At 40.9% G+C, this 17,229-nt stretch carries 4 protein-coding genes; all 4 read right to left on the bottom strand.

Features of this window, described 5'->3' with window-relative positions:
• Positions 1 to 564: 564 nt before the first annotated feature.
• A complete protein-coding gene (locus ACSVH6_RS09695; protein WP_438077910.1) occupies positions 565 to 9,081 on the bottom strand; it encodes a YDG domain-containing protein in 8,517 nt (2,838 codons plus the stop codon).
• 344 nt (positions 9,082 to 9,425) lie between these two features.
• A complete protein-coding gene (locus ACSVH6_RS09700) occupies positions 9,426 to 14,537 on the bottom strand; it encodes a beta strand repeat-containing protein (protein WP_438077912.1) in 5,112 nt (1,703 codons plus the stop codon).
• Positions 14,538 to 15,009: 472 nt separating this feature from the next.
• The gene (locus ACSVH6_RS09705) at positions 15,010 to 16,158 is read right to left on the bottom strand and encodes a glycosyltransferase family 4 protein (protein ID WP_438077914.1); all 1,149 of its coding nucleotides are present in this window, start codon (positions 16,156 to 16,158) and stop codon (positions 15,010 to 15,012) included.
• Positions 16,159 to 17,229: a hypothetical protein gene (locus ACSVH6_RS09710; RefSeq protein WP_438077916.1), complete on the bottom strand. Its 1,071-nt coding sequence runs from the start codon at positions 17,227 to 17,229 to the stop codon at positions 16,159 to 16,161. It lies immediately after the preceding gene.

Consider the following 17,229-nt stretch of genomic DNA (forward strand, 5'->3'; position numbering starts at 1 on the left):
TTAAAATTAACAAAATATTTTGTTAATTGAACTTGCAGCGCTACGCAAACGTTTTCGTGTTGATAAATTATTGATTTATAGTTAAAAAACCGCCGGAACAGATGATTTTATAAGTCATTGTTTATAAATCAAAACGCATCCAATTCAATCCTTTTAAGTTTGTAGCTTTCCATCCCTTTTCAGACTGCTTATCCTTCCCTGTTTAAATCAATAGCAAGCCCCTGTGAGCTCCGACCATTTTTTTAAACCAATATGGAGGCGTTTGAAGAGAATTGCAGAAGTCTTTTTTAATTGGTACGTAAGTGTTTTTCAAAAGATATATATGTTTTATTCAAAAGATATATATGTTTCATTCAAAAGATATATATGTTTCCCTAAAAAGATATATATGTTTTATCCAAAAGATGTACATGTTTCACCCAAAAGATGTACATCTTTTACTCCAATGATGTACATCTTTTTCCCAACACCTCCTGTCCCGCCAACAATATCCTGCGGTGGACTCATAAAAAAAGCCCTCTCCGTTTCCGGAGAGGGCTTTAAAAATAAATCTATTGATACGGATTATCTTTTGATCACACGAAGTGTTTTCACTTCGCTTCCTTGTGTTACCACAACGTTGTATACACCTGACGGATAACGATCACCTACCTGTAGGTCAGAAACCTCACTTGGTCTCACCGTACGTTGGTCGATTAGTTTTCCGGTCATGTCGTAAATAGAAACACCTACAGTATCCACACTTGAAGTTGTTAGACTCAAGTTGAAGTTTGCTGTATAAGGGTTTGGATACGCTACCACATTGAATGGTGCTTTCACCTCAGCTTTCGCCGGTGTACAATCTTTGTACCAAACTGTAACAGCAGTTCCGAATACTTCAACACCACAAGTGTTGCTCATTTTAACTCTGAAGTAGTTAGCACCTACTGCAGGATTAGTCACTACATAACTGTTATCGGTAGCTCCGGCGATATCTGTGAATCCTGATGTAGTTGAAGTGGTAGACCACTGCCATTGTACTGAACCTACTGATCCGGCACCTACAGTTAAGATTTTGGAAGCATCGTTAGTACACATGGCTGTTAACGCTGTTTTACCTGACGGTGTAGTGGTATTGGCTACGATAGTTTTAGCCAATGGTTTAGCTACTACATATACAAAAGCTAAATCGCTGTACACAGTAGAACAAGATCCGATAGTAACCATCGCTCTGTAAGCCGTAGAAACTGTTAAGTTTCCGGTAGCAAACGTATCCGTATGGTTCGTTGAAGAAATCCATGTTGGTGTAGCAGCTGTCCAAGTCGTTGATTTTTGCCAAGTAATTACTCCTACCGCTCCGCTTAACGTTAAAGTAGTTCCGGTACCCGGACATAAAGTAGTACTGGCCGGTGTAATAGCACCTACCAATGCAGCCGTTCCGATAGTGTAATGAGCAGCGCTGGTATAGCTTGAAGAACAAGCGCCACTAGTCACTCTGGCTCTGAACCACAACTCAGTAGCAATTCCGGTTACTAAGTAAGTAGCCGCAGTGCTGCTGACAGAGGTAGTACCAAACGGTACAGTTTGACCATCAGCTGCTTTTGGTGCATTCACATAGTTTTCTCCGTCAGTAGAGTATTCCCATTGGATTTTTCCAACATAACCCGCTACTTTCAAAGTACCGTTGCTTCCTGCACAAACTACACCACCACCTGAAGTAAGGTTACCCGCAACAGAAGTCGGATCTACTTTGATGGTTTTAGTTGGTGAATAAACTGTGGTATTACTGCATTCGCTGTATACGGCTACACGATACGATTTATCCATATCTGCAGTAGCTCCTACCACAGTATACGAAGTACCTGTAGCTCCCGGAATATCAGTAAACACACCCGGTGCAGTCGAAGTTGAAATTGGTGAAGACTGCCATTGTAATGAAGTACCTGCTTGTTTAGTTAAAGTAAACGTAATATCACTGCCTAAACATACTGATGTAGGCGAAGTAATAGTACCTCCTTTAGGAGTAGACAACACGGTAACCGTAGCCACGTCAGAAGTTAAACTTGGTAAGTCTCCTGAAATCACCACACTGTATTGTGTTCCTACTGCAGGCAACGTAGTCGTTTTAGTTACTGTTAAAGTAGCTGAAGTGTAGTTGCTATAAACCTGACCGGCATTCGCTGATGTAATCGCAATCCAAGCCGGGTTAGGGTTAGCAGCCGTAGCCACTCTGTAACGCCACTGATAAGTAGCATTTGGCATCGTAGAAGCCACGGTATAATTCACCGTTGCACCTACTGTTGAACAAAGAATGGCATTAGCAGGTTGCGTGGTAATTTCAGCTACCGGAATAATGGTTAAGTTCAAGTATTCTGTATGACAACTGTTTGGAGCTGAATACATGGTATTTACTGAAGCTGTATAGGTTTCATTGTTAACAGGCCAAGTATAACTTCCTGTTGCTGTAATTGTAGTAGTGTTAGAGCTAACAGGATTAACCGTAATTCCAAACGATACCGAATTACCTACACATCCGTGTAATTTTGGTGTAATAGTTATTGTAGCACTTCCTAATGTAGTAGTAAATGGAGGAACCACAGTAACATCTGTAAGATCATTCAATCCGATTGCAGCTCCACCGGTCACATCAAAAGTAACATCTCCGGACGTTGATGAAGTTAAAGTTAGTGGCGTACTGGTAACTCCGTCACATACATTATAAGCCGATGGGAATACATTAGAAACCGTTGGAGTTGTATTGATAGTCAAGTTCAACACTTGCGTTACACAATTAGCCGTAGTTCCTGTATAAGTACCACTTGTTGTATAGGTTAAACCGGTGTTTGACCAAGTATAACTGTCACAAGCTGAAATAGTGGTCACATTGTTTGTACTTGGGATAATCGTCAAGACTAAAGTTTCTGTATGACATCCTGAAGTATAGGTATGCGTACCGCTGGCTCTGTAAGTTTGTCCATCTCCCAGAGGAGCTGCCCAAGTGTAAGAATCACAAGCTGAAATGGTAGTAGTATGACTGGTACTTGGTGTAATGGTCAACGCTAAAATTTCGGTATGACATCCTGTAACTACTGAATACGTTCCGGATTCAAAATATTCCTGATCATTGTATGACCATGTATAACTGTCACACGCTGTTATTGTAGTGGTATGACTGGTACTTGGTGTAATGGTTAAGTTCAAATTCTCTGTAGAACAACCGTTAACCACAGTATAATTTCCTGATGCAGTATAGGTTTGTCCGTTTACAGACCATACATAACTGTCACAAGCAGTTGCAGTAGTAGTGTTGCTTGTATTAGGTGTTACGGTCACCGCAATCGTGTTTGAAGTGGCGCCACATCCATTAGCGCTTAATTCCTGTACGAAATAATTTCCTGAAGCAGCAACCGTGATGCTTTGCGTAGTATCACCAGTTGACCATAAGTAACTAGGACCTTCACTAGCTGTTAACGTTACGCTACCCCCTTCACAGAAAGAAGTCGCTCCGTCAGCAGTGATAGCAGCTGTAGCTGCTTCACAAGCAATCCCTGTTACTGTAAAATTGTCTATTCTACTAGTTCCGCCTGTACCTACTGCACTACCATTAATAGCTACAGTTCCGGTACTTACAACTCTGAAATAAACAGCTGTTTTATTATTTAAAGCCGTTAGAGCAGTTAAGTCAAAAGTGCGGTTTGAAATGGATTTGAAATTCGTAGCACTCCAGCTATCGTTAGTAACAGCATAAGTACTTAAATCTGTAAAGTTGGTTCCGTCCAAACTGTATTGTACTTTAAATGAGGCAGGCCCGGTAGCACTTCCGGTTTGATCGAATGCGATAGCCAAATCATGGTAATCTGAAGTGTTTACTTTGAATTGGTAGTAATCGCCAACAGCCCAATGATCAGAAGTTGCTGATTTTGTTGAACCATTTCCGGCCGGAGTTGACCAAATGGTGGCAGTACTGGCGTGAGTTGAGCTGAATAAACTTCCTGAAGTTTGTAATCCCTGGTCAGCTACTGCTGAACCGGCAGTAATAACTGCAGTACTTCCCGGAGTAGCAATAGTTACCCCTTCAAAAGTCCATTTGGCAATGGCAGTCAACACTAATTGTGTTTGTGCCACATCTGCAGCAGCATTATAGAAATCGTTACCTGGTTGTGAAGCGGTAATTGTAGTGCTTCCCGGACCAACAACTGTAACCACATTTCCAACGATAGTTGCTACAGCCGGATTAGAACTTGAATAAACTACTGAAAGCGCAGAAGATGAAAATCCGTTCAATGTGAAAGTCGTATCCGCAGTTGTGCGGTTCACTAAAGCATTGAAAGTAATTGTTTGATTCGCTTTGTTAACGGTAAAGGTTTGTGACACATCTGCAGCTGCATTATAATTGCTGTCACCAGCCTGAGAAGCGGTAATCGTTACTGTACCTACACCAACTATAGTTACTGTAGTTCCAGAAACAGTGGCTATCAAAGGATCAGAACTTGTGAAAACAATTGGAGCACCTGAAGCACCACCTGTAGCGGATACTGTAAACGGAGCATCTCCATACGTTTTATCAGCTAATGGATCAAATGAAATTACCTGATCCGCCATAAGAATATCTGCTGACAAGCCGCTTGGTTGTGACAACACATAACGATCTGCCTGAGCACCGCTGATAGAAAGATTAGCCGTAACCGCTATTCCGGTTCCAACATTAGCTGTAGCAAAAGCAGCAGCATTACTTAAAGTCACGTCATCTGTACCTACTACACCGTCTAAATCAGCGGTTAAGGTAGCAGCAGTGGTACCATCGTAAGTTTTATTCGCCACACTTACATTTACCGCATTCAATCCTTTTTTAGCTACAACCAAAGACTGCGCAACATCCTGAGCCGGATTGTGTGTACTGTCTCCATCTTGTGAAGCGGTAATAGTTGTAGTACCCGGTGCATGTATGGTTACCGTATTTCCTGAAACTGAGGCAACGGCAGGATTAGAACTGGTATAGGTAATTGTCAAACTCGAATTAACAGAACCTGTTAAAGCAAAAGGTGCATCTCCATAAGTAACCGGAGATAAAGCTCCAAAAGTGATGGTTTGATTCGCTAATGAAGTATTGATGATATTTTGTTCCTGATCTACTGATACAGCCGCATTGTAGTTATCATTACCGGCTTGTGAAGCAGTGATTACAGAAGTTCCCGGAGCAACGATAGTTACAGTGTTTCCACTGATAGTCAATACAGAAGTATTAGAGCTTGAATAACTAACAGCTAAACCTGAAGAAGCAGTAGCGGCTAAAGTGTACGGACCGTCCACATCATTCTTAGGAGAAAGAGCCGCAAACGTAATCGTTTGATTGGCTTTATTAACCACTAATGCCTGGTCTACAGCTGTAGCGGCATTATAGTTATCATCCCCTGCCTGAGAAGCAGTAATGGTGGCTGAACCCGCACCCACTATAGTTACTGTATTTCCTGAAACTGTTGCTACAGCGGTATTTGAACTGCTGTAAGATACTGTCAATCCGGAAGTAGCTACACCGTTTAAAGTATAAGCTGCATCTCCGTAGGTTTTAGTTACCGAAGAAGTCAATGAAATTGTTTGATTCGCTTTAGCGATGGTAACTACTAAAGTTTTAGTATCGGTACCGGTTAAATTAGTCGCACTCAAAGAAACATTGAATGTTCCGGCCACTGTTGGAGTACCTGTTATGGCTCCTGATGTAGTATTTATGGACAAACCTGAAGGCAATCCTGAAGCCGCATACGAAGAAGGACTGTTCGTTGCTGTTGTAGCATAACTAAATGCAGCTCCCACTGTACCACTTGCCGTTAAAGCACTGGTGATTGAAGGTGCCGGCTGTAAAGACGTATATCCTGTAAGGGCTAAACCATTCGTTCCTGCTGCAGGTGAAGAGAATCCCCAACCTCCGGTAGAAGTCTGACCACTGGCATAATATCTCAAAGTTACCGTAGTTCCTGCCGGTACATTTTGTAAGGCCGTAATTCCGGTAAGGTCAAAATTAATAGACAACGAAGTAGTGGTAACAGGTGAACCTATCAATGTAAAAGTAGATCCGTTTAAACTGTAAGCAAACTGAGATGTAACACCCGGTGAAGCATAGAATGTATTAGTTCCTATTAAATTAGCATCGATTCTTGTCAATGTTAAGGTTTTTCCGGCTACAGCTGTTGCCTTTACTTCAAAGTAATCGGTATTAGACGTAGAAATTCCGTTATTTTGGAAACCAACGGTTCTGAATGAATTACTTCCTGAACTTGAAGCAGCTCCTGCCCCTCTGGTCATTGTACTTTGACTGGCAGTATTATTTAAATTGGTGTTGTAAGTAGTCGCAGCAAAAGTTGCCGGAGAACTTTGTCCAAAGAAATCCCAACCTGCTAAAACTGAAGCTCCCTGGGTTACCGTTAAAGTTTGAGTAACTTGCGGAGCAGCGTTATAGTTAGCATCTCCGGCTTGATTTGCTGTAATGGTAGTAGTACCAATTCCAACAATGGTAACGGTATTACCTGAAACAGTAGCGACAGCTGTATTTGAACTGGAGTAACTTACCGCTAAACCTGAACTGGCATTTAAGGCTAAAGTATAAGTAGTTGTATTGGTCGTTTTAGTATCTGTAGCGGCCAAAGTAATTGTTTGGTCAGCTTTAGCAATAGTAAAACCAGCACTTGCTGAAGCAGCACTTTCGTAATTAGTATCGGCAGCTACAGTAGCAACTACAGTGTAATTTCCGGCATTCGTTGGTCTTGTTGCACTAGGACCATAAACGGTTGGTGAAACTCCGTTGTAGCTGTACGCTATTGCTCCTGTAGAACCGGTTACACTGGAAGTGTTTGGCCCTTGAGCCGTTCCGTTGTAGGTAAAGGTAAGAGCACCGGTAACCGCTATAGAAGAAGCTGCTTTATTAATCGTAGCCGTTATTCCTGTAGGCTGAGCCACGGTATAGTTAGCTGCTGAAGCCCCGTTTAACGTAAATCCTAAAACGGTAATTGACTTGTTGGTTCCGGCAGTCGCCGTTACAAAATTATAGGTCGCTGAAGTCCCATTAGGAGTAACATCATCTGAACCTACAACTCCATTAAGAGTAGCTATTCCGGTAACTGATGCCGCTGTAGTCCCGTCATAGGTTTTGTCCACTCCTGTTAAACCGGAAATGGTTAATCCTTTTGGTGAAACGGTACTGCTAACTGTAGCCACCGTAATGGTAGTAGCCTGATCACTGGATAAGGTAACATTACCTGAATAAGTTCCGGCTGCGGTAGTAGCTGCCAAACGAACGTTAATTGTTGTAGCAGATAAACTTCCTGCACCACCCACGGTTATCGCAGTAGCATAGGCTCCTCCATCAGAAACTTCAAATCCGGCAGGGGCGCTTACGTGCACGCCTTCATTTAAAGATTGCGCACTTAAACTGAAAGAAGTGGTTCCACTTGCCGTTCCGTAAGTAGTTGACACTGCTGATAAAGTCCCGCTGGCAAACAAGGTTGGGGTATTGGCAATAATATCAGCACTCAATGCGGTTGGTTGAACCAACAGGTAGTTGGCTACTGCCGCTCCGGTTATAGCATATCCGGTAACATTTACTGTGATACCCGTACCTACTGATGAGCTGACAAAAACAGCGGTTGGAGTTCCGGTCAAAGTAACGTCATCTGTTCCTACAACTCCCGATAAAACAGCGGTACCGCTTAAGGTAGCCGTGGTGTTTCCGTCATAGTATTTGCTGTTAGCTGTAATTCCGGTTACATTTAAATTCTTAACATTTACGGTAAGTGTTTGAGTAACTGAAGTGGCTGCACTATAGTTAGCATCACCGGCTTGTGAAGCGGTAATCGTAGTGGTACCCGCCCCAACAATGGTAACTGTATTTCCTGAAACAGTAGCGACAGCTGTATTTGAACTACTGTACGATACGGTCAATCCGGAAGTAGCTACACCATTTAAAGTATAAGCGGCATCTCCGTAGGTTTTAGTTACCGAAGGAGTCAATGAAATTGTTTGTGATGCTTGGTTAACGGTAATATCACCGTTTACATAAGTAGTAGCAGCATAGTTAGCTGAATTATAAGTAGCTCCGGTACCATTGACCAAAGCAGAAGGTACAATAGAACCTACATAACTTCCGGGAGCAGCAGTCCCTGAGGCACCAGCTCCATAAGTATTGGTTACTGTAGCTCCGGTACCTAAACTATCGGTATAGAGTAAACCTGAAACACTAAAATTTGAGGATGAGCCATTGCTCAATGTTGTTCCGTATGATTTCGTAACATTGTTCGCTGTAATGGTCAACCCGGTTGTAGCCTGAGCAACAGTTAAGGTTGCAGAAGTACTTCCGGCATTGTATCCGGTAGCTGCAGCCTGATTGGCGATAATAGTGGTAGACCCCACTCCTTTAATCGTTACTGCTCCTGTACTGCTGTTAATCGTTGCCACAGCAGAATTTGTACTCGTATAAGATATAGCTCCCGGACTATCCGAAGAAGCTACCATAGAAAACCCGGCATCTCCATAGGTTTTGGAAACATTGGGATACGATGCAAAAGTTGGGTTTACGGCTGGTAAAGAACCTGTTAACTTCAAATTTTGATTTCTTAGTCCGGTTCCTGAGGTAAGTGTATTTGAAAATCTGAATTTTGTTGTACTTGTAAAGGTCTGCCCCGTAATACTTATCGTTCCATTCACATAGGTTGACGATGTAGGCGCAGAAGAAGTATAGGTTGTTGCTGACCAAGAAGTCCCTCCATTGGTTGAAACTTCAACCTTAAGTGCAGGATTCGCTGTTACAGTTCCAAAGGTTGCAACAGAATAAGCCAAAGTAACATTGGTATACCCTGTCAAATCGTAATTAGGAGTTACAATTTGATCCGAAGGATTTCCTGCTTCCAAGTGCAAATAAGTTGACTTATCAATTGCATTGGCAGTCACATTATTAGTCAACACCCAACCTGTTGGTATGGTTGCTGTAGTGTTTTGATAAAAGAAAAAGGTTGTTTGAGCAAAACTTTTTCCTGAACCAATAACCAATAAAAATAATGCAAAACTCAACACATGAAAGAGCCTTGCATTTTTCAATAGTAAAATGTTTTTCATAAATAAGTATTTAATTGAAGACAAAAATATAGATAAAATCAGGCTTCCTCATAAAAAGATATTAACTTATTGTTAAGTAACCCGCTAGATTTCTTTCATCGATTTTCCATGTCTTTCATCGACAAATCAATGAAGTTAATTTCTTACATAAATACAAGTGCTTTTGATAATCTTATCTTTTTAACTATTTTTCTTATACATTTTATTTGTTTATTTTAAAAAATCGCTTGACAGTCAACTGAAAAGTAAAATCATCGGCTTTACAAAATGTACAAGAAGAGAATATAAAAAAGCCTCAAATTGCTTTTCGGCAATTTGAGGCTTACAATTGATTTTTACAGGAACTATCGCATCACTTTTTTGGTAATCGTGATTCCGTCTTCAGAAGTGATTTGCACCAAAAGCACTTCATTGGCCAATCCTGCTCCTATGGTAGTTTGTGTAGCATTGACACCTTTTTTCTCTACTAATAACCTTCCTCTCAGGTCAAAGACTTTGACGGTAGCCATAGTCACATTTCCTGAATTGATTACAAAATCATTAGTTTGATTTTTATAAATCACCACTTGGTTTGCATTGAATACCGGATTAGTAACCCCTAACGGCATTTGGTACAGAAGTTCAAATCGAGAAGTAAAACTACCGGCTTCTGAAGCGAAGTTATAACTTCCGGCACGCAAATCGTGAATGGTTTGAGTCGTGTTATCTCTTAAATAAATCTCCTGTGATCCGGTAAATAAACCGTCAACATGATCAAGAGCAATAGTATAATTTCCGGCTGCATTGGCTTTAAAGCTTAACGGCACCACATCAGTAGCATCAAAAGGCAAAGCTCTTCCCTGAATAGCATAAGGAGTTGCATCAATTAAAGAAGTCAGCGCAATATCACCATCATTAATGTATTTCCCGTCTATAGTCGCATCCACTCCCTGAGTAGCATTGGTCATATAACCTACCATTGCCTGAGAAAATAATCCGGAACTGTTCGTAGCGTTTAACCAAATTCTGTTTCTTTCCACAGCAGCAGAAGTTGTGTTTGAATTTTTGAAAAACTGATCGGTATGATTGTCCAATCTCATAGTATTATCAAAATTTACTGTTCCGCTTCCGGTACCTTCCACAAAGAAGCCCTGACCTGTTTGGATGATATCATTCGGGTCAAAAACCTGTGCTTCGCCATTGCTAACAAAGCCTCCCAGAGTCCAGGTACAGTAAGAAGGACTCAACGCATTATTGGTTTTTCTCCAAAAATATAAGGTTCCTGTTATTGTTGAACTATTGTTTGCATCCCCTACAAATGCTGTCGCATCAATTGGAGACGGGTAAGGATTACCTACCAAGTTAAAACGCATTCCTGCTCCCCCATCAACCAGGTTAAAACTGTAATTTCCATTATTCGGAACTCCGGCAAACTGCCCTGTCCAAACTGTGGCGGTCAACGGATGATTATTTGGCACTCGTATCAAATATCCTTTCGCTGTAGCGAAATTATTAGTGGTTGGATCAATCGGCTCATACAGATTCGTATAATCAGGAGCTGCCGGATTCGTATCTATAGTAGTATAGGTATAAAAACGGTTCGTTAACGTTTGTGGAGAGAATGCCGCCAACTGTTGATTCGCTACCGGAGAAGACCATAAAGTATAATCCAAACGTTTCAAAGCAGAACTGTTGCGTTTGATAATTACAGCTCCGGTATTCGTATTTGTAGTTCCGGACTGGATTAAATTAGCATTGTTATTAAAAGTAACCAAACATCCTGCTCCTACCGTGATGGGTCCGCTCAATGTTACGCTATCTCCGGAAGTAATACTTACCGTAGCACTATTATTGACTGTTAAAGAACAAGCTTCCATATCAACACCTCCTGAAGTGTAGGAGTCCGAGATGATTGCAGCAGTAGTAGCATTAGGCGCCCCATTTGACCAAGCACCGCTGCTCCAGGTAGTGGTATTAATGCTTACGGTTGTTGCACTGGAAAAAGCTTCCGGGCAAGTACCGTTTTCAATTACGGCTCTGAATTGAGTGGTTTGAGTTAATGGTCCTGATGTATATGTATCAAGAGTATTGGCAATCGTCGTCCAGGTTGTGAATGGACTAACTGAATATTCCCAACGAACTATGCTACCCGTATACCCCCCTAAAGTCAATTCCTCACTGGTTGAACCGGCACAAATGGCTGTACCTCCCGTTACCGATCCTCCAACCGGAGCCTCATCCACTGAAATTAAAACGGAATCCGATTCTGCTGTATCACAAGAACCGTTTTGAACTACGGCTCTAAAATAAGTATCCTGAGTTAGCGTACCGATAGTAGCACCCGTTAAAGTAGCTGAAGTGACAAAGATATCTGTTGGAGAAGTGAACCCGGCATCTAGGGATGATTCCCATTTAATTACTGAACCGGTATGACCGGATAAGTTTAAGTCCGCAGGTTGTGTTCCCGAACAAATAGTTTGATCATTTGAGACGGTTCCTCCTACGGTCAAAGCATCTACTGTTATCAATACGGAAGAAGAATAAGCTACCGAGCAAATATTGTTTTGCACTACTGCTCTGAAATATGTATTGGCAGTTAGAGTACCTATTGTAACCCCGCTTAAAGTATTTGATGTTTCAGCAATATCTGTTGGCGAAGTAAATCCGGCATCGGTGGCACTTTGCCATTTCACTATATCACCGGTTTCTCCTGACAAGGTTAAATCTCCCGGTTCTGTTCCGTAACAGATGGTTTGATTGTTTGTCACTGTTCCTCCTACTGAAACAGAATATACAGTGGCTGTGACAGCTGTTCTTGTTGCCGAAACACAACCTGTAGTCGTATTTCTTGCTTCCGCATAATAAACTGTAGTCGTAGAAATACTTGGTGTTGTATACGACGTAGAACTGCTTTGCAACAGTGTTCCGCCAGTAGCCGCACTATACCAGTCTACGGTTTCTCCTCCGCTGACAGAGGCTGAAAGATTCACGGTTCCGGTACTACATCTTGAACCGTCAGTTCCTGATGGAGCACTTGGCAAAGCATTCACCGTCAATGTTCCGTTTGTATAAGTAATTGAATAGTTAGAAGCACTGAATGTTCCTCCTGTTGCGGCTGATGGCACAATAGTATATGAACCAACTGCTGCTCCTGAAGCTGCTCCTGAACTTGTCAAAGTGACATTCCCAACGGTTTCCCCTGCTTGTAACGCCGAAGTCGTAAAAGCTGTTGTTCCTAAAGTATAAGTAGTACCAAAACACTTTGAGGCATTGTCAGCCGTAATTGTTAAAGCAGCTTCGGTAATAATTCCGTTGGTACTGCTTACAAAAGTATAGCTGTAATTGTTTCCGCTGTTTCCATCGGTAACGATCCCTGAAGGCGTCATCGTTTTTCCGGTTCCTACATTTTTAGTATCATACGTTTGAGTAAACGCAGCGGTATCTCCCGATTGAATAGTTCCTGAAGTTACCGTTGGATTCGTAGCCGAACTGGTTGTTCCATCGTAAGTTTTGCTGTTGGCCGCCCCGGTAATGGTCAAAGCTCTGGCAGTAATCGTTCCATTGGTACTGGTTACAAAAGTATAACTGTAATTGTTACCACTGTTTCCGTCAGTAACAATTCCTGTCGGTGTCATCGTTTTTCCGGTTCCTGCATTTTTAGTATCATACGTTTGGGTAAAGGCGGCAGTATCTCCTGATTGAATAGTTCCTGAAGTTACTGTTGGATTCGTTGCCGAACCCGTTGTTGCATCATACGTCTTGCTGTTGGCCGCTCCGGTAATGGTCAAAGCTCTGGCAGTAATCGTTCCGTTAGTACTGTTTACAAAAGTATAACTGTAATTGTTACCGCTGTTTCCGTCAGTAACGATTCCTGTAGGTGTCATGGTTTTTCCAGTTCCCACATTTTTATTGTCATACGTTTGAGTAAAGGCGGCGGTATCTCCTGATTGAATAGTTCCCGAAGTTACTGTTGGATTCGTTGCCGAACTGGTGGTCGCATCGTATGTTTTACTGTTGGCCGCTCCGGTAATAGTCAAAGCTCTGGCGGTAATCGTTCCGTTGGTACTGGTTACAAAAGTATAGCTGTAGTTGTTTCCACTGTTTCCGTCAGTAACAATTCCTGAAGGCGTCATCGTTTTTCCGGTGCCTACATTTTTAGTATCATAGGTTTGAGTAAAAGCGGCAGTATCTCCCGATTGGATAGTTCCTGAAGTTACTGTTGGATTCGTTGCCGAACTGGTTGTTGCATCGTATGTTTTACTGTTGGCCGCTCCGGTAATGGTCAAAGCTCTGGCAGTAATCGTTCCGGTTAAGCCTGTTGGTTGTGTCAAAGTATAATTGGCGGCATCGGTCCCTCCCAAAGTACTGGTTGAAGTTACTGCTTTTCCGGTTCCGACATTTTTGTCATTAAAAGTTCCTGTTCCATTAAACGTAACAGTATCTCCGCTTAATATACCGGAAAGAGTTCCCGTGATTGTTGCTGCAGTAGTAGCATCATAAGTTTTTGAAGTTACTGCCGGAGAACTCACGGTTAACGCTTTGGCATTGACAACAAAGCTCGAACTTGCTAAACCAAAAGAACCTCCTTGTGTAGCCGTTATCGTAGTAGTTTCGGCTTTTCTTAATGAGGTTGCCAATGTTGTTGTAGAAACCCCTGAAGCAAATGTAACCGAGGTTGTGTAAGTAGGACTACCTCCTGAACTGGTACCCGGTCCACTGTAAGCAATCGTTTTAGCTCCTGTATAAGAGGTTACTACATTGTAAAATTGATCAATAGCTCTTAGATTACTGATATTGAAAGAAGTCCCTACCGTTTGGGCTGTTGGCGTCCCTGTGTTTCCGCTTCCGGCAACAGTAGTACCATCCGTAAAAGTTTCTCCCGGCAGAGTAACTAATAATTTAGTCATCGTTCCGAAAGTTTGTGACAAGCTTCCTAAATTGGTTCCAACAGTTAAATTAGTCGCATCTTGTACTATTGTACCACCTCCAAAAGTAATATTTCCTGCAGCAGTTACATTAGCTCCATCAATCGCTCTTACTGATACTCCTACTATATTAAATGATTCGGAGGCTCCGTTTGAAAGCCCACTGATGGTTAAGGTAATAGTTGTACTGTTCGTATAAGCAACACTTCCTGAAGCTCCGCCTGTTACAGACACTCCTGTATTATTAAAAGTCCAACCTGTAGGCGCGCTCAAAATAAAGGTTCCATTTTTTAAATCTTTATTAACACCTTCAGCAATTACTATTGTTCCTAAAGTTGTATAAGCCGGTGAAGCAGCATTGGCTGCTTTGTCCGCAGATATATTGGTTCCGCCTGTTGCAGTAGTAATTCCCACATTCGCCTGTACAGAAAAACTTCCCAGAATTAGCATCATCACAAAATAGCCTTTTTGGAATGATTGATTAACAGCTTTCTTGGCTAGTATTCCAAAAACATTTATTTTTTTTGGGGTTGAAAGTAAAAATGTTTTCATATGCTCAAAATTTAGAATTTTTAGACTTGTAAACGTTATTCCGGAGCGCCATGCTTTTACAGATCAAACAAAACGTTTTGTTCAACTGTAAAATCATCATTGACCCACAGATTCTTAACCTAAAAAACAAAAGAAAAATCCTCCGTCTCCATAGTCCAGACAAAGGAAGAGATAGTTTTTATGAAAAACAAATTTTTTAAACGATTAAATGCGTACTTATAACGATTTTAAGTCGTTAAGCTTAGACGAAATGCAATTAAATATCGATTAATTGATTTTTAAAAAAAGTGTACCATATTCACTCCAAAGAAAATAATCTTTTTAGCATAGAAAATTCGTCATTTAAAGACACTTGAAAAAGATGCATTTGAAGCGTTAAATAATTCGTTATTATGTACTATAAAAAACAGTATCCAGTCTCTCTTTTTTTTTAAGAAAGACTAAATAACAGAGAAGAAAAAAACTTAATTATTTAAAGATTACGATATTCTGCCAAGATGGACTCCCAAACAACTTTTTGGTCATACCGTGAAGTAATCATGGGCCTTGAATTACGTTGCAATTGAAGATACCATTCCTGATTTTCCATGAGCAAAGTCATTTTTTCCAGGAGCACTTCCTTGTTTTTGACTGGAATGATTGTCCCGTTAATCCCTTCTTCAATAATTTCATTACAACCATTAATATCAGATACAATACAAGGCAGTGCCATAGCGCCTGCCTGCATAACTACATTAGGAAACCCTTCGCGATAACTCGGAAAAACCAAAACTTTAGCTATACTGAAATAAGGCCGTACATCGTATTGAAACCCAACGCTAATTATATTCTCGTTTTGCTGAATAACAGTCATTGTTTCAGGAAACAAGGGGTCTAAATCGGTTTCGTAATCCCCTACTAAAAGTAGCTTGGCATGAGAATACGTTTTTTGTAATAACTCAAAAGCAGCTATCATCTCATTCAACCCTTTGTCTTTGACCAATCGCCCAACAAACACAAAAACAAAATCCGTTTCGGCTATAGCCAACTGCTTTCTCAATATGTTCTTCGATTCATCAGAATATAATGTCGGAGTAAAAAAATCAGTATCAATTCCATTAGAACTCCCATTGGCTATAACTTTCAATTTGGTTGCTTTACAGTAGTTGTTCTGAATAATAATTTCCTGTAATCCTTGGGAATTTGGATAAACTTTGGTTGCCAAAGCATAAGTTAACTTTTCAACTCCATCGAGTATTTTTCTTTTTAAACCCGTGGTTTCCAACAGTGGCAACCCAGCCACAGTATGTAATCGATTCGGAACCCCTGCCAATCGTGCCGCGAGCATCCCTACTATTCCGGCTTTGGGCGTATGAGAATGTACTATTAGAGGCTTTTCTTTTCTCAAAAACAAAAACAAACGAAAAACGGCCAACAAATCAGCCAACGGAGTAATTTTCCTTGACATCTCAACATGAAATGTTTTCACGCCTTCCTTTTTGCCAATTTTCTCTAAGTTTTCCTTCTCTGATGAAACAGCGGTAACTTCATAGTAAGCACTCATAAAACGCAATTGCCCTGTGAGCAGTTTGTCCAATGAGATAGGAACTGTTGTAATCCGGATAAGTTTTTGTTTTTTCATTTACTTTTTTGAATTGTAAAGCACCAAACCTTGACTAATGATACAAAATAATGCGACCATCATAAAAGGCTGAAACATCATCTTGGTTCGCATAAAAATCCCCAAATTGGCATAACGCTGCACGTATAACAGACTTGAGATTAAGGCAAACCCAAAAGCAACCTTCATCCAATTAGAATAATGAATCTTATTAAGATATCGAATGCTGAAAAACAACCCCAATAAACAGACGAAAAGCACCAATGCATTTTCCACACTGGCCAATACACCTAAAATAGACTTAACGTCAAAAAACAAGGGTCGGAAGTTAAAAGCGAAAATTCGGGAAAAATAATCATACTCCTGCATTGGAATGTATGACCCGGAATGCCGGAATGAATAAACCGAAAAATCGTTATACCGCTGAATTCTGCTCCAATCAAAATAGCGAATTTTAGTAAGTTGCAACACCATATAAAACAACACCAGCATTCCCGAAATCGAAACAAAGACCATGATTATTTTCTTTTTCATCGATTGATTTTTTTGAAACGCAACAACCAATGCTACAGCTGTCAAAAGCATCAATGCCACATGCGGTCGAATGATTAAAACCAACAGACAGCCCGTAATAAAACTAAACGTTTTGTAATGATGACTTGCCATCGCATAAAAAATACCAGCCAATCCATAAAAAACCAAAGCTTCCTTCCCCAGATTAGCAGTCCAAAAATGCAGGTTGGGCAACCAAGCCAACAGGTAGACAAGATTAACTTTTTTGTATATGGTGCTGCTACCCAAAACCAAAACGGCCCATTGCATCCATTTTAAAACTCCGAAAAAACCGATCAATCCATATATCAAAAAACCGGACCAGAAAGGCAATCCCAGCTTTAGCAACGGGTAGTTCAGAAAAAGAATAAAATCGGTGCCGTAATTGGCAAAATCCAACCACACATATTTATGAATATCAAAGTTTTGAGCCCAATACAAATGCGCATCCGAAATTCCTTTTAAGACTCTAAAATCATAAGCAAAAACAATAAAAATCAGATGATAGAGAAAGAGTAATATGACTTGTTTTTGTTTCAA

The organism is Flavobacterium sp. XGLA_31, assembly GCF_051547105.1.
In the GTDB taxonomy this organism is placed as follows: domain Bacteria; phylum Bacteroidota; class Bacteroidia; order Flavobacteriales; family Flavobacteriaceae; genus Flavobacterium.

Bases quoted from the DNA above. Each gene is read 5' to 3' on its own strand.
- ACSVH6_RS09700 (WP_438077912.1), bottom strand. From the start codon at position 14,537: ATGAAAACATTTTTACTTTCAACCCCAAAAAAAATAAATGTTTTTGGA.
- ACSVH6_RS09695 (WP_438077910.1), bottom strand. From the start codon at position 9,081: ATGAAAAACATTTTACTATTGAAAAATGCAAGGCTCTTTCATGTGTTG.
- ACSVH6_RS09705 (WP_438077914.1), bottom strand. From the start codon at position 16,158: ATGAAAAAACAAAAACTTATCCGGATTACAACAGTTCCTATCTCATTG.